17 protein-coding genes are annotated in these 16377 nt (G+C 70.5%); 10 read left to right on the top strand and 7 right to left on the bottom strand.

The features are described from left to right. Both E5N76_RS28245 and E5N76_RS28250 read left to right on the top strand, forming a co-directional pair. Nucleotides 1-390 (top strand): energy transducer TonB (locus E5N76_RS28245; protein WP_207792139.1); only part of this gene is annotated, 390 nt, incomplete at its 5' end. A 275-nt stretch (nt 391-665) separates the two neighbouring features. Beyond that, nucleotides 666-1160 (top strand): CinA family protein, encoded by a 495-nt coding sequence (locus tag E5N76_RS28250; protein WP_149541321.1) that lies wholly within the window; start codon nt 666-668, stop codon nt 1158-1160. A gap of 234 nt (nt 1161-1394) precedes the next feature. Here the strand turns inward: E5N76_RS28250 and arsC are convergent, their stop codons facing one another. Next, nucleotides 1395-1751 carry an arsenate reductase (glutaredoxin) gene (gene arsC / locus E5N76_RS28255; RefSeq protein WP_149541322.1) on the bottom strand — a complete coding sequence of 119 codons (357 nt, stop codon included), beginning with the start codon at nt 1749-1751 and terminating at the stop codon, nt 1395-1397. Between the two features lie 287 nt (nt 1752-2038). Next, nucleotides 2039-3349 (bottom strand): alpha-hydroxy acid oxidase, encoded by a 1311-nt coding sequence (locus E5N76_RS28260; RefSeq protein ID WP_268921334.1) that lies wholly within the window; start codon nt 3347-3349, stop codon nt 2039-2041. A gap of 95 nt (nt 3350-3444) precedes the next feature. Here E5N76_RS28260 and E5N76_RS28265 point away from each other — a divergent pair, with 95 nt between their 5' ends. Next, nucleotides 3445-4044 (top strand): hypothetical protein, encoded by a 600-nt coding sequence (locus E5N76_RS28265; protein ID WP_149541323.1) that lies wholly within the window; start codon nt 3445-3447, stop codon nt 4042-4044. A gap of 400 nt (nt 4045-4444) precedes the next feature. Here the strand turns inward: E5N76_RS28265 and E5N76_RS28270 are convergent, their stop codons facing one another. Next, on the bottom strand, nt 4445-5356 hold the full coding sequence (locus E5N76_RS28270; RefSeq protein ID WP_149541324.1) for a LysR family transcriptional regulator: 912 nt from the start codon (nt 5354-5356) through the stop codon (nt 4445-4447). A gap of 95 nt (nt 5357-5451) precedes the next feature. Between E5N76_RS28270 and E5N76_RS28275 the strand changes: the two genes are divergently transcribed. Beyond that, nucleotides 5452-6006 (top strand): pyridoxamine 5'-phosphate oxidase family protein, encoded by a 555-nt coding sequence (locus E5N76_RS28275; protein ID WP_149541325.1) that lies wholly within the window; start codon nt 5452-5454, stop codon nt 6004-6006. A 339-nt stretch (nt 6007-6345) separates the two neighbouring features. Here the strand turns inward: E5N76_RS28275 and E5N76_RS28280 are convergent, their stop codons facing one another. Genes E5N76_RS28280 through E5N76_RS28290 form a run of 3 tightly spaced genes read right to left on the bottom strand, consistent with a single transcriptional unit; the run spans nt 6346 to nt 9112 of the window. Beyond that, the gene (locus tag E5N76_RS28280) at nt 6346-6786 is read right to left on the bottom strand and encodes an acyl-CoA thioesterase (protein WP_149541326.1); all 441 of its coding nucleotides are present in this window, start codon (nt 6784-6786) and stop codon (nt 6346-6348) included. Nucleotides 6787-6800: 14 nt separating this feature from the next. Continuing rightward, entirely contained in the window at nt 6801-8141 is a 1341-nt protein-coding gene (locus tag E5N76_RS28285; RefSeq protein WP_149541327.1) for a vWA domain-containing protein, read from the bottom strand. 14 nt (nt 8142-8155) lie between these two features. Beyond that, the gene (locus E5N76_RS28290) at nt 8156-9112 is read right to left on the bottom strand and encodes an AAA family ATPase (RefSeq protein ID WP_149541328.1); all 957 of its coding nucleotides are present in this window, start codon (nt 9110-9112) and stop codon (nt 8156-8158) included. Nucleotides 9113-9210: 98 nt separating this feature from the next. Between E5N76_RS28290 and E5N76_RS28295 the strand changes: the two genes are divergently transcribed. The 5 genes from E5N76_RS28295 to E5N76_RS28315 all read left to right on the top strand — a co-directional run bounded on the left by E5N76_RS28295 (nt 9211) and on the right by E5N76_RS28315 (nt 14900). Further along, entirely contained in the window at nt 9211-10164 is a 954-nt protein-coding gene (locus E5N76_RS28295; RefSeq protein ID WP_149541329.1) for a Bug family tripartite tricarboxylate transporter substrate binding protein, read from the top strand. 48 nt (nt 10165-10212) lie between these two features. Next, on the top strand, nt 10213-10674 hold the full coding sequence (locus tag E5N76_RS28300; protein WP_149541330.1) for a tripartite tricarboxylate transporter TctB family protein: 462 nt from the start codon (nt 10213-10215) through the stop codon (nt 10672-10674). A gap of 10 nt (nt 10675-10684) precedes the next feature. Continuing rightward, a complete protein-coding gene (locus E5N76_RS28305) occupies nt 10685-12193 on the top strand; it encodes a tripartite tricarboxylate transporter permease (RefSeq protein WP_149541331.1) in 1509 nt (502 codons plus the stop codon). 33 nt (nt 12194-12226) lie between these two features. Beyond that, entirely contained in the window at nt 12227-13207 is a 981-nt protein-coding gene (locus tag E5N76_RS28310) for a tripartite tricarboxylate transporter substrate binding protein (protein WP_149541332.1), read from the top strand. Nucleotides 13208-13283: 76 nt separating this feature from the next. Then, on the top strand, nt 13284-14900 hold the full coding sequence (locus E5N76_RS28315; RefSeq protein ID WP_149541333.1) for a flavin-containing monooxygenase: 1617 nt from the start codon (nt 13284-13286) through the stop codon (nt 14898-14900). Here E5N76_RS28315 and E5N76_RS28320 read toward each other — a convergent pair. Next, nucleotides 14873-15436 carry a DUF1003 domain-containing protein gene (locus E5N76_RS28320; protein ID WP_149541334.1) on the bottom strand — a complete coding sequence of 188 codons (564 nt, stop codon included), beginning with the start codon at nt 15434-15436 and terminating at the stop codon, nt 14873-14875. The two genes, E5N76_RS28315 and E5N76_RS28320, sit on opposite strands and share 28 nt — an antisense overlap. 87 nt (nt 15437-15523) lie before the next feature. On the opposite strand from E5N76_RS28320, the gene E5N76_RS28325 reads away from it, so the two are divergent. Then, nucleotides 15524-16372 (top strand): AAA family ATPase, encoded by an 849-nt coding sequence (locus tag E5N76_RS28325; RefSeq protein WP_207792140.1) that lies wholly within the window; start codon nt 15524-15526, stop codon nt 16370-16372. The last annotated feature ends 5 nt before the right edge of the window (nt 16373-16377 follow it).

Below are 16377 nucleotides of genomic sequence, written 5' to 3' on the forward strand. Positions count from 1 at the left end.
GAAACGCCGCGCCCGGCGGCGCCCGTGGCCCCGGCCGCGCCGGCGGAACCGACGCCGCAGCCCGCCGCCGCCGCAGCGCCCGCCCCGGCGGCCCGGCCCGCGCCGCCGCCCAGCTACGTCTCCGCCCTGATGGCGGCGCTGGAGCGGCATAAGCACTACCCGCCGGCCGCCCGCTTCGCGCGGATGGAAGGCACCGCCATGCTGCGCGTCATCCTGCGCCGGGACGGCACCGTCTCGGAATGGCGCTTCCTGCGCGGCACCGGCCACGAGATGCTGGATGAGGCGGTGACGAACATGATCCGCCGCGCCTCCCCCCTGCCGCCGCCGCCGGCGAACTGGCCGGGCGACCCGGTGGAGCTGCTGGTGCCGGTGAAATTCTCGCTGCGCTGAGACCGGGGCGCCCCTGATCGCCAAGGCGGTCAAGGGCGTCCCAAAGCTGGCGTGAGGATCTGGCACGAGGATCTGGCCGCGAGGCTTTGGCCGGCCGGGTGCCGGGGCGCGGCGCAGGCCGGCGAGGGAACCGGCCCGGGATGGAAGCCCGTCGGGCGGGGGGTCCTCGATACGCCGCGCCCCGGCACGGGACCCGGCCGGCCAGCCATTGCCCGCCACCACGGGCCTTGCCGCCGCCGCCCGGGCCTGATCTCCTATGGCCAGGAGGATCCGCCATGGACAGGCTACTGCCGATCGCCGCCCGCGCGGGCGCGCTGCTGAAGGCCAGGGGGGAGACCATCGCCATCGCGGAGAGCTCGGCCGGCGGGCTGGTCTCCGCCGCGCTGCTCGCGGTGCCGGGGGCCTCGGCCTATTTCCTGGGTGGGGCGGTGGTCTATACGCGCTTCGCCCGGGAAGCCCTGCTGGCCATCCCGGCGGAGAAGCTGGAAGGCGTGCGGGCGGCCACCGAACCCTATGCGCTGCTGCTGGCGGAGGGCGCCCGGGCCCGGCTCGGCACGGTCTGGGGGCTGGGCGAGACGGGCGCCACCGGCCCCACCGGCAACCGCTATGGCGATGCGGCCGGGCATGCCTGCATCGCCGTCGCCGGGCCGGTCAGCCGCAGCCTGACCGTCGAGACCGGCCATGGCGACCGGCTGGTGAACATGCGGGAATTCGGCGCCCGCCTGCTGTCGCTGCTGGTGGAAGCGCTGGAGGCGGCGCCAGCGAAATAGCGGACCGGAGCATCTTCAAGCCCGGCGAATCGCCGGACGACCCGGAACATGCGACGAGGCGAACTGCTCTAGAGCGTGATCGGTTGAGGTCGAATCGACCGAAACCGTGAATCACGCGATCGAACAATGAGCTAGAGCAGATCGCCGGAGGGCGGCATCGCCCGGAGGCGTGAATCTGCTCTACAACCCATAAGCTAGAGCGGTTTCGCGCTGCACAGTCAGCGTGAAACCGCTCTAGCCGGGCAGGATTTCCAGCAGCTTCTCCTTCGGCCGGCAGAGTCGCACGCCCTTGGGCGCGAAGACGAAGGGGCGTTCGATCAGGACCGGGTGGGCCAGCATGGCGTCCAGCAGGGCGTCGTCGCCGAGCGCCGGATCGTCCAGGCCAAGCTCTGTGTACAGCCCGCCCTTGCTGCGCAGCGCCTGGCGGGGGGTGAGGCCGGCGGCGCGGATGGCGGCGGTGAGGGCGGCGCGGTCCGGCGGGGTCTTCTGGTAATCCACGATGCGGGGTTCGATCCCTGCCTCGCGCAGCGAGGCCAGGATGCTGCGGGAGGTGCTGCAGGCCGGGTTGTGCCAGATCGTCACGTCGCTCATCGCGTGCTCTCCATGAAGTCCTCCGTCGGGGAGGGCGTCGCGCCGCAACCCCCACCCGCCAAGGTCCGAAAGGCCCTTGCAGCCCTTGCGTCCGGCCCCGTCGGCCGAGGCGCCAAACTCAAGGTTTCCAAAGGCCCTTCGGCCTTCGGCAGGGGGAGCTCGAGGGGGACGGCGTGCCCCTCGACTAGAGCGGTTTCACGCTGACTGTGCAGCGCGAAACCGCTCTAGCTTATGGGTTGTAGAGCAGATTCACGCCTCCGGGCGATGCCGCCCTCCGGCGATCTGCTCTAGCCCCGCGCCCTCGGCGCCTCCTGCCCCAGCGCATTCCCTTCCAGGTCGAACCGGACCGCGCCCGGATGCAGCACCGTCGCCGCCGCCGCCTCCGCCACGTTGCGCACCCCCGCCTGGCAGAAGGTGGTGCGGATCTCCTCCGCGAAGCCGGCCGTGGCGTGGTCGCCCCCCGCCTCCCCCAGCGCCGCGACGCTGTAGCAGAAGGCCCGGCCGGCGAAGCAGAAATCCGCCCCCACCGCCAGCGTCCGCAGCACGTCGAGGCCGGAGCGGATGGAGCCGTCGAACAGGATCTTCGCCCGCCCGCCCACCGCCGCGGCGATCGCCGGCACGCTGTCGATGGAAGCCGGCGCCGCGTCGAATTGCCTTCCGCCATGGTTGGAGACCCAGATGCCGTCCACGCCGAGCGCCACCGCCTTCTCCGCATCCGCCGGATGCTGCAGCCCCTTCAGCACCAAAGCGCGCGGCCAGGCGTCGCGGAAGCGGGCGATATCTTCCCAGGTCACGCCGGTGGTCATGTGACGCTGGGTGAAGCCGGCCAGCTCGGCGATGGAGGCGTTCTCCCCCACATATTTCCGCATGTTCTCGAAGGCGGGCTGGCCCTTCTTCAGCATCTCCAGCGCCCAGAAGGGCGCGCGGGCGATGTCGAACACCGTGCGCGGCCGGTAGCGCCAGGGCAGCACCAGCCCGTTGCGGATGTCATGCACCCGCTTCTGCCGCATCGGCACGTCGAGGGTGATGGCCAGCGCATGCGCCCCCACCGCCTCCGCTCGCCTGATGAGATCGAAGGAGAGCCGGTGGTTGTCCGCCGGCAGGCCGTAGAGCTGGAACCAGAAACTGTCCGGCGCGATGCGCGCCAGCTCCTCCATGCCGACATTGGCGACGGTGGAGGAGACATAGGGGATGCGTGCCTTCTGCGCCGCCGCGGCGAGGATGGCGTCGACGCGCGGCCAGGCCAGGCCGATGCCGCCCATCGGCGCGACGCCGACCGGCGCGGCGTAGCGGCGGCCAAAGATCTCCGTCTCGATCGAGACCTCCGCGAGGTCCAGCGCATAGCGCGGCAGGATGCGCACGGCATCCATGGCGGCGCGGTTATGCGCGACGTTCGGCGCGCCGTCGCCGACGCCGCCGGCGACGAAATCATAGGCGAAGCGGGAGAGGCGCCGCTTCGCCCGGCGCTGCAGATCGTTGAAGGTGGGGTAGCGGCGGCGCAGCACGGCGGCCGGGCTGTCCTCCGCCCCCGCGCCCCAGCCCCGTGCCGCTGCGCCGCCATTGCTGCCGCTCATCCTTCCCGCCCCCGGAAATTTCATGGAAGGATTATGCATTGCGCGGGCGCGGCGGAAAGCCGGCGGCTGCAAAAGCGGCAGCTTCGCCCCATATGCAACACCCGGAGGAACAGCCGAACATGTCGATCCGCCCCATCCTTCTTGCCGCCGGCCTGGCACTTTCGGGCTGCGGCGCCGTCCAGCAGCCGCCGCTGGGCTATGCCAGCCTGCCGAGCGATGCCGTGGTCGGCGCCGGCGACCCGACGCGGGCCGCCATCATTTCCACCGCCTCGGCCTTCGCCGACCCCAGCCGCCTGGCCGGGCAGCCCGCCGTCGCGGCGCGGGCGGTGGCGAATTACGAGTACCTGACCACGGAGCTGCCCTATGGCGCGCGCTGGCGGGAATTCTCCCCGCTGGTGGGGCCGGAGCTGGTGCGCGGGCAGCAGGAGATGCGGCCCGCGGTCGGTATCGCGCCCAACGCGCCGGTGCAGCCGGTGGTGGATTCGCTCTACGCCGCCTCCCGCGCCCTGCAGGCCGGGGACCGGGCGGCGGCGGAGCGGATCCTCTCCAACCCGATCTTCCCGGCGGGGGGCGAGGCCACGCTGCAGCGCCTGGCCGCCCTGCCGCCCCTGCCCCAGGCCAATGCCGCGGCGGCGCTGGCGGCGCAGGAGCTGCGGCGGAAGGACAGCGACCCGGGCGACCGGGGCGGCGGCCAGGGCGGCGAGGGCGGGCGGAGCTGATGGGCGGGGGCTTCGCCGCCAAACCCCCAGCAGGGGGCGCTGCCCCCTGCACCCCCCGGACCCCGGTGTGAGTCGGCAGGTTGAACCCACGAGTCTGAAACTCAGACCGGGGTCCGGGGAGGGGTACCCTCCCCGGTGGGGGTTCGGGGGCAAAGCCCCCGATCTTCCTCTTCGTTGTTCCCACCTCTTGCTAAAGTTCGCGCGCATGGAGCGAAGCCCCTGCACCCCGCCGAGCGGGGTTGCCGGCGCTGCCGGCAGCGCTTCCCCCCGGGCCCCCGTCCTGAGTCTGCTGGTTCGACCTGCCGACCGGCGCCGGGGCCCGGAGGCTGTCCGGGTCCCGGTGGAAGGTGGCGGCATTGGCACGGATGGGCGAGGCCGTCTCGCTCGCGTCCAGGGACCGCTACCCCTCCCGCAGCACCGCCAGGGCGCTGAGGCGCGGGGCGGCGAAATCCAGGAAGGCCCGTACCCGGGGCGGCAGCAGCCGGGCGGAGGGCAGGACCAGGGAAACCGGATGCGCCGCCGGCTCCCATTCCCGCAGCAGCCTTTCCAGCCTTCCGGCCGCAAAGGCCTCCGCCGCCTGATAGGAGAGCAGGCGGAGGATGCCGCGCCCGGCCACCGCCGCTTCCAGCGCCGCCTCCGCCTGGTTCACCGAGAAGCGCGGCGCGACCCGCACCGCGGCCACCTGGCCGCCCGGCCCCTGGAAGCGCCATTCCGGCGTGGGCGTGCCGGGGGCGGCGAATTGAATCACCTGATGCATGGCGAGATCCGCCGGGGCGGTGGGGCGGCCGTGCCGCGCCAGATAGTCCGGGCTGGCCGCCAGCACGCGGCGCACGCTGCCCACCTTGCGCGCCACCAGCCCGGCCTCCGTCAGCGCACCGATGCGGATGGCGACGTCGATCTCCTCCTCCAGCAGATCGGCATTGCGGTCGGAGAGGATCAGCTCGGCGCTGACCAGGGGCTGGGCGTCCAGGAACGCGGTGACCAGCGGCGCCACATGCAGCCGGCCGAACACCAGGGGCGCAGCGATGCGCAGCCGGCCGCGCGGGACGGCGGCGGCGCCGGCGGCCTCGGCCATCGCGTCCTCGTATTCCGCCAGCAGGCGGCGGGCCTGCTCGCCGAGGCGGCGGCCGGCCTCGGTCGGGCGGCTTTGCCTTGTGGTGCGGTCCAGCAGGCGGACGCCCAGCCTTTCCTCCAGCCCGGCCAGGCCACGGGTGACGGCGGGCGGGGAATGGCCGAGGCGGCGGCCCGCCGCGGCAAGGGAGCCGGTCTCCAGGATCGCCACGAGCAGGCGGAGTTCGTCCAGCCGGTCCATTCTTCCTGTTTCCAGCAGGGTGCCTTGTGGATTCCGCCCATTCCTTCCGGCTGACGCAAGGGCCAGCTTGCGGGGCAGGAAAGGAGGGCCGGACCATGGGACGGCATTATGCGGAAATCGCCTTCACCCCGGCGGTGCAGGCGGAGCAGGCGGCGCTCGGCTCCCGCGGGCATTTCGCCCGGGTGGCGGCGGAGGGGCGCGAGGACGGCGTACTGGGGCCGGAGGAGGCCGGCTTCATCGCGGCGGGGGACGGGTTCTTCCTGGCGACGGTGTCCTCCACCGGCTGGCCCTATATCCAACATCGCGGCGGGCCGGCAGGCTTCGTGCAGGTGCTGGATGCAGAGACCTTGGGCTTCGCCGATCTGCGCGGCAACCGGCAGCATGTCTCGCTGGGCAATCTGGCGACGGATGACCGGGTGGCGCTGTTCTTCATGGACCATGCGCGGCGCCGGCGGCTGAAGCTGTTCGGCCATGCAAGGGTGGTGCGGGACGATCCGGCGCTGCTGGCCCGGCTGACGCCGCCGGGGCGGGAGACGCTGGCGGAGAGCGCGATGCTGGTCCGCGTGGCGGGGCATGAGTGGAATTGCCCGCAGCACATCACGCCGCGCTTCACCGCAGAGGAATGGGCGGCGATCGCCGCGGCAGGTTGATGCTGCGGGGCGCGCAAGCGAAGGCCCTTGCAGGGCTTTCGACGGTGTCGAAGATGATCATTGCCCTGGGGCCGCGGTGCCGCAAGCGTATCGAGACATCGGAGGTCGACCGCGAAGGCGCCGGCGGCCGACGCCCCACCCCTCGTCGCGCAAGCGAAGGCCACCATTGCCCGGGGCCACGGTGCCGCAAGCGAGTCAAGGCCGCAGCCGCGCGAAGCGCGGTGCGCCTTCGGCGCAGCCTTGACTCGCTTGCGGCACCGTGGCTGTCGCGAGAAGTCGCTCGACGAGGTCGAGCGCGCCTTTGCGCACCTGGCCTTACGGCCAGGAGGGCGGGCGAGCCTATTCCTCCGTGGCGCCCTGCGCGATCAGCGCCGCGCGGATCTCCGGCGTCAGCGGCACCTTCTCGCCGCTGCTCGGCACGGCGGAAACCAGCACCGCCTTGCTGCGGAAGATCAGCCCTTGCTTCCACACCGCATATTCCGTGGTGAAGCTGGTGCGGCGCAGCGCCAGCGGGCGCAGCGTCACCGCCACCTCATCGCCGAAGGCGACGGAGCGGCGGAACTCCGCCTCGATGCGCGCCACCAGCGGCCCTGGCGAGTCCAGCGCAAAGCGCCCGCCGATCTCCAGCCAATGCGCCACGCGGGAATCCTCGCAGAGCAGCAGATAGGCGGTGTTGTTGGCATGGGCGAATTGGTCGCATTCCGACCAGCGGATGCTGTGCCGCCGCACCGTCGCCCATTCGCCCTCGATGCCGAATTCCGCGCGCAGCGCTGGGTCCATCGCCCCCTCCCCGCTCAAGCCCCGTCCCGCAGCAGCCCGCTGATGACGCGCTCCAGATGCTGCAGGCTGTTGCACACCGCCGTCACCCGGCAATGCGGCGCGTAGCGAGGCATGTCGCTGTCCCCGGTGCCCCACAGCGTGCGCGGCTCCGGGTTCAGCCACACCACCTGCTTCGCCCGCTCTGCCATGCGCCGCAGGATCTCGCTGCGCGCCGGGTTCCGGTTGCCGCGGCCATCGCCGAGGATGATCACCGTCGTCTGGCTGTCGAGGATGCCGAGCCAGCCCGCTTCGAAATCCGCCAGGGCCTGGCCGTAGTTCGAGGAGCCGAAGCCGATCCGCTGCAGCACCTCCGGAATCGCCTTCTCGATCGGCAGGCGTTCGAGGATCTCGGAGACCTCGATCAGGCTGTTGCTGAAGGCGAAGGCGCGCAGCCCGGCCAGGGCCTCGTTCAGGGAATAGAGGAACAGCAGCAGGAATTGCGCCAGCGGCGCGACGGAACCGGAGACGTCGCACAGCACGACGAGCTTCGGCTTGTCGATGCGTTCCTGCTTCCAGACCGGGAGAAAGGGAATCGCCTCCCACCCCATGTTCCGCCGCAGGGTGCGGCGCACATCCAGCACGCCGCGCCTATCCCGCTTGCGCGGCCGGCCATATTGCGTGGCGAGGCGCTTGGCCATGGCACGGACCAGCACCCGCATCCGCTCATGGTCCCGCCGGTCGATCGCCGAGAGCCGGGTCTGGGTCAGCAGGCGTTCGCGGAATTCCTGGTTCTTGCCCTCCGCGAACAGCAGCAGGTTCTGCTGCACGAAATCCCGCACCCGCTCCCGCAGCCGGTCCCGCCCGGTGCGCAGCCGGTTGGCGCGGTCGGCATCCTGGGTCGCGGCGATCTCCCGCTCCAGCGCCGCCAGCCCCATGCGGTCCAGCATGCGGCGGGTGAAGAGGTTGACCTGGGTGAAGATGGCGATGTTCACGAGGCCGACCGCCGCCGCGGCCGCCTCCACCTCCGCCGCCAGCGCCGCCTGGTCGTTGGCCAGCAGCATGCGGCCGAGCGCGCTGCCGCCCCCCTCCCCTTCGCCCCCCGCCGGGCTGCCCTCCGGCGTCGCCGCGGCGGGTGGCGGCGTCAGTTCGTCATCGGCGAAGCTGCCGCGGCGGAAGAAGCGCTCGAAGCATTCGGCGAAGGCGCGCTTCTCCGCCGGCGTCTTGGCCAGAACGAGCGACAGCGTGTCGCGCAACGCCTCCCGCTCCTCGAAGCCCACCACCTCCACCGCCCGCACCGCATCGATGCTTTCGGCGGGTGATATGCGCAGCCCCGCCCCGCGCGCGGCGCGGAAGAAATCCAGCAGCGGACCGTCCATGACCGCCGCGCCGCTCACCTGACCGGCACCGCCTCGCTGCGCGCCGCCTGCAGCAGCTCGGCGATGCGGGGTTCCACCGCCTCGATGTCGCTCTCGAATTTCAGCAGCACGTTCAGCGTTTCCCGCACCAGCGCCGGGTCCAGCTCCCGCACATGCAGCAGCACCAGCACCCGCGCCCAGTCGATGGTCTCGCTGACCGAGGGCAGCTTCTTGAGATCCAGCGTGCGCATCTGCTGCACGAAGGCGACGAGCTGGCGCCGCAGCGCCTCCGCAATGCCTGGCACGCGGGCGGCGATGATCCGCGCCTCCAGCCGCGGCTCCGGCAGGCCGATATGCAGGTGCAGGCAGCGCCGCTTCAGCGCATCGCCGAGGTCGCGCTGGGAGTTGGAGGTGAGCAGCACGATCGGCGCCACCTCCGCCCGCACCGTGCCGATTTCCGGGATGCTCACCTGGTAATCGGAGAGGAGTTCCAGCAGGAAGGCTTCGAATTCCTGGTCCGCCTTGTCCACCTCGTCGATCAGCAGCACCGCGCCCTCGGGCTGGCGCAGCGCCTTCAGCAGCGGCCGCGGCTCGAGGAATTCCTCGGAGAAGAACAGGTCGGAGACGCCGTGCAGCCGGCGCATCGCCGCGTCCAGCCCGGGCTCCTCCCCCAGCACCGCCCCCATCCGGTCCTTCAGGATCTGGGTGTAGAGGAGCTGCTTGCCGTATTTCCACTCATAGAGGGCCTTGGACTCGTCCAGCCCCTCATAGCACTGCATGCGGATCAGCCCGAGGCCGAGCCAGGAGGCGGCGGCCTTCGCCAGCTCCGTCTTGCCGACGCCGGCCGGCCCCTCCACCAGGATGGGCTTCTGCAGGTGATGCGCCAGATAGAGGGCGGTGGAAATGGGCCGGCTGGGGATGTAGCCGGCGGATTGCAGCCCCGCCTCGGTCGCCTCGATGGAGGCGAGCTTCTCGTGCCAAGGCGGAACCATACGGGGACATCTCCTGCGGCGATTTGCGGCATGATGGACCGGCGCGCCCCCTGCGCCAAATTCGCCCCGGGCCAAGCCCCCATAAGCGAGGAAACGCCATGCCCGCCACACGCCGCGCCCTCGGCGCGCTCGCCGCCCTGCCCCTGCTGCCGCCCGCCGCCGGGGCGCAGGAGGCACGGCCGGTGCGCCTCATCGTCCCCTACCCGCCGGCCGGCGGCACCGACATCGTCGCCCGGCTGCTGGTGCCGGCCATGGCGGAACTGCCCGGCGCGCCGCCCATGGTGATCGAGAACCGTCCCGGCGCCGGCGGCAATGTCGGCACCGAGGTGCTGGCGAAATCGCCGCCGGATGGCCAGACCCTCGGCTTCGTTACCATCGGCACGCATGGGACGAATCCCTGGCTGTTCCCGCGCCAAGGCTTCGATCCGCTGACGGATTTCAGCTTCATCGCCCTGGTCTCGCTGCAACCGGGGACGATCTCCGTCGCCGCCGATTCGCCGCTGCGCAGGCTGGACGACCTGCTGGCGATCACCCGGGAGACCACCATCGCCTCCTCCGGCAACGGCACTTCCGGCCATCTGGGGGCGGAGGTGCTGCGGGTGATGGGCAAGCTGCCGCTGATGCATGTGCCCTATCGCGGCAGCGGCCCCGCCTGGGCGGATCTGCTCGGCGGCCGCGTGGCGCTGGTGGTGGACAACATCCAGGCCGCCCTGCCGCATCTTCAGGCCGGCCGCATCCGCATCCTGGCCGTCACCGGGCGGGAACGCAGCCCCTTGCTGCCCGACGTGCCGGCGGTGAAGGAGCGCCTGCCGGATTACCTGGTGGAAAGCTGGAACGGCCTTGCCGGCCCGGCGGGACTGCCGGAGGCGGTGGTGGCGCGCTGGGCGACGCTCATCGCCGGCGCCGCGGAAAGCCCGGCGCTCCGCACCCGCTATGCGGAGCTGGGGATGGGCTTTCCCGCCTCCTCGCCCGCGCATCTGGCCGCCTTCGTTCGTGACCAGCTTGCCTTCTGGCAACGTCAGATCAGCGCCGCAAATATCCGGCTGGAATGAGGCCGCGGCGCCGGTAAGGTGGCGCCCCGAGAATAAGGGACGTCCAAGATGCAGTTATCCGACCGGATCACCGGCGGGGTGCTGGTGGTCCTCGGGGCGGCCGCCGCCTGGGGCGGGTCCCGCCTGCCCGCCGTGCCGGGGCAGGAGGTGGGGCCGGCCGCCTTTCCCATGCTCATCGGCTGCGGCCTCATCGCCTGCGGCGCCCTCATCATCTTCGGCATCGGCCGCAGCTTCGAGGCGGAGGAGGCGCCCGATACGCCGCACCCCTGGTGGTACGGGCTGCGCGCCCTGGTGCCGCCGGCGCTGTTGCTGTTCTACGTGCTGGCCAGCGAGACGCTCGGCTTCCTGCTGACCGCGGCGCTGATGATCCTGGCCGGCGCGCTCACCCTCGGCGCCCGCTGGCGGCTGGCGGTGCCGCTGGCGGTCATCCTGCCCTTCCTCATCCACCTGGCCTTCTACAAGCTGCTGCGGGTGCCCCTGCCCGGCGGCCTGCTGACGGCCCCCTGGTAGGCGCGCGCGCATGGAACTTCTCGAAGCTGTCCGCCTGGTGGCCGCGCCGGATGTGATGCTGGCGATTCTCGCCTCCGCCATCTACGGGCTCGTCGTCGGCTCCCTGCCCGGGCTTTCGGCGACGATGGCGACGGCGCTGCTGGTGCCGGTGACCTTCTGGCTTTCCCCCATCGCGGCGGTCGCCACCATCATCACCGCCAGCGCCATGGCGATCTTCTCCGGCGACATTCCGGGCTGCCTGCTGCGTATCCCCGGCACGCCGGCCAGCGCCGCCTATACGGATGAGGCCTATGCGCTGACCCGCAAGGGGCAGGCGGAACTGGCGCTGGGCGCCGGGCTCTGGTTCAGCGCCATCGGCGGGATCGTCGGCACGCTCTCGCTCGTCCTGATGGCGCCGGTGCTGGCGGAAATGGCGCTCTCCTTCTCCACCTTCGAGTATTTCTGGCTCGCCTTCCTCGGGCTGATGTGCGCGACCTTGGTGGCGCGGTCCTCGCCGATCAAGGCCATCGCCTCCATGCTGCTCGGCCTGCTGGTCTCCTGCATCGGCATGGAGAACCCGGCGGGGACGCCGCGCTTCACCTTCGGCGTACCGGATCTGCTGGGCGGCATCGAGGCGATCCCGGCCCTGGTCGGCGTCTTCGCCGTCTCCGAGGTGATGCGGGCCATGGTGACGCCGGAGCCGCCCAAGCTGCCGGACCGCAAATTCGGCTCCATCCTCGCCAACCAGTGGACGCTGACGAAGAAATACCAATGGCCGATGTGGCGGGGGAACATCATCGGCATCATCATCGGCGTGCTGCCGGGCGCGGGGGCCGACATGGCCGCCTGGGTCAGCTACGCCATGAGCAAGAAATTCAGCCGGGAGAAGGAGAAATTCGGTACCGGCCACCCGGAAGGGCTGGTGGAGGCGGGCGCCTCCAACAACGCCTCCCTCGCCTCGGGCTGGGTGCCCTCGCTGCTCTTCGGCATTCCGGGGGACACGATCACGGCGATCGCGATCGGCGTGCTCTACATGAAGGGGCTGAACCCGGGCCCGACGCTGTTCACCGAAAACGCGCGCAGCATGTATGCGCTCTACATCATCTTCATCCTGGCCAACATCATCATGATCCCGCTCGGCATCCTGATGATCCGCATGGCGTCGCAGGTGCTACGGGCGCCGCGCGCCGCCATCATGCCGGTCATCTTGGTGATGTGCGCCGTCGGCAGCTTCGCCACGGGGTCCAACCTGTTCTCCGTGCTGCTGGTCGGGCTCTTCGGCTGCCTCGGCTTCGTCATGGAGCGGAACGGCTACCCGGTGGCGGCGCTGGTGCTCGGCATCGTCATGGGCAGCATGGTGGAGCAGAATTTCATCACCTCCCTCATCAAGAGCGACGGGGATGTGCTGCCCTTCATCGAACGCCCGGTCTCCGGCGTGCTGGCGGCGATGACCTTCGGGGCGCTGCTCTGGCCGCTGGGGGTGTGGATCTGGAACCGGGTGCAGGGGCCGCGCTTGCCAGCCGGGCGCGCGGCGGAATAACACGCAAGCAACGAAACGAAACGGAGGCTGTCCATGATCGAAACATCCCGCCGCGCCCTGCTCGGCACCGGCGCCGCCCTGGTTGCCGCCCCCGCTTTGGCCCAGCCGCGCTGGCCGGCGCGGCCGGTGCAGATGCTCTGCCCCTGGGCTGCCGGCGGCGGCACGGATGCGGTACTGCGCATCGTCGCCGCCCTGCTGGAGAAGGAGCTGGGCCAGCCCTTCAACGTGGTGAACCGCACCGGCGGCAGCGGCGTGGTGGGCCATGCCGCCATCGCGAACGCCCAGCCGGATGGCTACACCCTCGGCATCATCACCGCCGAGATCTGCATGCTGCACTGGCAGGGGCTGACCGAGGTCACCTACCGCAACTACACGCCGCTCGGCCTGATGAACAACGACCCGCCGGGCATCCAGGTGAATGCCTCCGCCCCCTACCAGGATGTGACGGCGCTGGCCGAGGCGGTGAAGAAAAGCCGCCCCGGCCAGATGAAGGCCAGCGGCACCGGCCAGGGCGGCATCTGGCACCTGGCCCTGGCCGGCTGGCTGGGCGCCATGGGGCTGCCGGCGGCGCATGTGCGCTGGGTGCCCTCCAACGGCGCGGCGCCGGCCATGCAGGATCTCGCCGCCGGCGGGCTGGACTTCACCACCTGCTCCGTGCCGGAAGCCCGCGCCATGCTGGATGCCGGCCGCGCCCGCAGCCTGGCCGTCATGGCGCCGGAACGGCTTTCCGCCTTCCCGAACATTCCGACGCTGAAGGAAGCCATGGGCGTCGACTACGCCACCGGCGCCTGGCGCGGCATCGCCGGCCCGCCCAACCTGCCGGCCGAGGTGCGCCGCGTGATGGAGCCGGCGCTGGGCAAGGTGTTCAACAGCGCCGAGTACAAGGAATTCCTCAACGCCCGCGGCTTCGGTCTGGTCTATGCCGATGCCGCCGGCTTCGCCAGGCATCTGGAGAAGGCCGATAAATCCCTCGGCGACGCGATGAAGGCGGCGGGGCTGGCGAAGGCGGCCTGAAGGGGCTACACTCGCCGTCCCGGCGGGCGGGGGCGCGGCCCCCGCCACAGGCCGCCATCATAACAACGGGACGGATATGTCGAACAGCAGCCCCATTGCGTCCTATGACGCTCTCATCATCGGCGCCGGGTTTTCCGGCATGTATCAGCTCCATGCGCTGCGCGACCGGCTGGGGCTGAAGGCGCTGGTGCTGGAAGCCGGCAGCGGCGTCGGCGGCACCTGGTACTGGAACCGCTACCCCGGCGCCCGCTGCGATTCCGAAAGCCATTCCTACAACTACACCTTCTCCAAGGAATTGCTGGCGGAATGGCGCTGGTCCGAGCGCTACCCGGAACAGCCGGAGATATTGCGCTACCTGAACCACGTGGCGGACCGCTTCGACCTGAAGCGCGACATCCGCTTCGACAGCCGCGTCACCGGCGCCCGCTATGACGAGGCCGCCAATCTCTGGCATGTGACGACCGAGAAGGGCGACCATTATTCGGCGCAATTCCTCATCACCGCCGTCGGCTGCCTCTCCACCGCCAATGTGCCGAAGATCCCGGGCCTCGAGGAATTCGCCGGCGACTGGTACCACACCGGGCAATGGCCGCATGGCGGCGTCGATTTCACCGGCAAGCGGGTCGGGCAGATCGGCACCGGCTCCACCGGCATCCAGGCGGTGCCGGTCATCGCCGCGCAGGCCGGCCACCTCACCGTCTTCCAGCGCACCGCCAACTACAGCGTACCGGCGCACAACGCGCCGCTGACGCCGGAATTCCAGGCCTGGCTGGACAGCAACCGGGAGGAGGTGGTGCAGACCATGCGCTCCACCCCGAACGGCCACCCCTTCACCATCGCCGAGCGCAAGGTCTTCGACGTCGATGCCGAGGAGCGCGAGCGCATCTACGAGGCCGCCTGGGCCAAGGGCGGGCTGCAATTCCGCGCCAGCTTCCAGGATCTGCTGGTGGACAAGACGGCCAACGACACGGCCTCCGAGTTCATCAAGCGCAAGATCCGCGGCATCGTAAAGGATCCGCGCAAGGCGGCGATCCTCTCGGATATCGACCACCCCTATGCAGCCAAGCGCCCGCCGATCGATACCCACTACTTCGAGGCCTATAACCGCCCGAACGTCGATGTCGTGAACCTGCGCGAGGAGCCGATCGAGCGCATCACGCCGACCGGCATTAAGACCAGCGCGCGGGACTACCCGCTCGACATCATCGTCTTCGCCACCGGCTTCGACGCGATGACCGGGCCGCTGCTGCGGCTGAACATCCAGGGCGCGGGCGGGCAGAGCCTGGCCGAGGCCTGGGCGGCCGGGCCGCGCAACTATCTCGGCCTGCAGGTGGCGGGGTTCCCCAACCTCTTCACCATCACCGGGCCGGGCAGCCCCTCCGTGCTCTGCAACATGCCGATCGCCATCGAGCAGCATGTGGAGTGGATCACCGGCTGCATCGACGCCATGCGCAAGCGTGGCCTCCGCCGCATCGAGACGACCGAGGAGGCGATGGAGGGCTGGGTGGCCGAGGTGAACCGCGCCGCCGACGCCACGCTGCTGCCCCAGGCCAAGCATTCCTGGTATCTCGGCGCCAACGTCCCGGGCAAGCCGCGGGTGTTCATGCCCTATGCCGGCGGCATGGCGCATTACCGCCGCATCTGCGACCAGGTGGCGGCGAAGGGCTATGAGGGCTTCGTCCTCTCCGACTGAGCAAGGTCGGCCACCAGCCGGGTGAGCATGTCGAGCTGGCGCTGCTGGCATTCCAGCAGCACCTCGATCTGGTGCTGGCGCATGGCGTCCAGCTTCTCGTGCAGGGCCATGATCTCGATCTCGGCCTTGAGGTTCACCTCGTAGTCATGCGCGGCGTCCAGCCGGTCCCGCGCCGCCTGGCGGTTCTGGCTCATCATGATGATCGGCGCCTGGATGGCGGCCAGCATGGAGAGCAGCAGGTTGAGGAAGATGAAGGGGTAGGCGTCGAAGGGGTGCGGCAGCAGCAGCACGTTCAGCACCGCCCAGGCGGCCAGGAAGGTGGCGAAGCCCAGGATGAAGCCCCAGGAGCCGCCCAGCGCCGCCACCTGGTCCGCCAGGCGCTGGCCGAAGGTGAGCTTGCCGACATCGTCCTGCAACACGTCCCGGCTGATGACGCTGCGGCCATGGGCGGCGGCCAGCACCCCTGCCTGCGCCGCGCTCAGCTTTTCCAGGGGCTGGCCGAACCAGCGGCGGGCGGCCTCATGCGGGTCTTTCATGCGGGTGTCCTCGGCCTCCGGTGAAGTGGCTTGCCCCCGGCCCGGCAAACCGCCACCCTTTGGCCGGTGACCGGCAGGGAGGCAAGGGTGGCAGGATTCAGGAGCACGACAAGCTACATCGCCTCGCGCGACCTGGAAGTGGCGGTGAACGCTGCCGTCTCGCTGCAGCGCCCCCTGCTGGTGAAGGGCGAGCCCGGCACCGGCAAGACCGTGCTGGCGCAGGAGGTGGCCCGGGCCCTGGGCAAGCCCCTGATCGAGTGGCACATCAAATCCACCACCAAGGCGCAGCAGGGGCTTTACGAATACGATGCCGTCTCCCGCCTGCGCGACGGCCAGCTCGGCGACGAGCGGGTGCACAACATCGGCAACTACATCATCCGCGGCAAGCTGTGGGAGGCCTTCGCGGCGGAGGAGCAGCAGGTCCTGCTGATCGACGAGATCGACAAGGCGGATATCGAGTTTCCCAACGACCTGCTGCTCGAACTCGACCGCATGCAATTCCATGTCTACGAGACGCGGGAGACGGTGGTGGCGCGGCACCGGCCGATCGTCATCATCACCTCGAACAACGAGAAGGAGCTGCCGGACGCCTTCCTGCGCCGCTGCTTCTTCCACTACATCCGCTTCCCGGACCGGGAGACGATGGAGCGCATCGTCCAGGCGCATTTCCCCGACATCAAGCAGGAGCTGGCGCGGGAGGCGCTGAACGTCTTCTTCCAGGTGCGCGGCGTGGCGGAGCTGAAGAAGAAGCCGGCGACGAGCGAGCTGCTGGACTGGCTGAAGCTGCTGATGATCGAGGATCTGCCGCCGGAGGTGCTGCGCAGCCAGGATCCGCGCACGGCGATCCCGCCGCTCTACGGCGCGTTGCTGAAGAATGAGCAGGACGTCCAGCTCTTCGAGCGGCTGGCCTTCCTCTCCCGCCGGCAGCAAAGGTAGCGCCC

Source organism: Siccirubricoccus phaeus, from assembly GCF_008360935.1.
Taxonomy (GTDB): Bacteria; Pseudomonadota; Alphaproteobacteria; order Acetobacterales; family Acetobacteraceae; genus Siccirubricoccus; species Siccirubricoccus phaeus.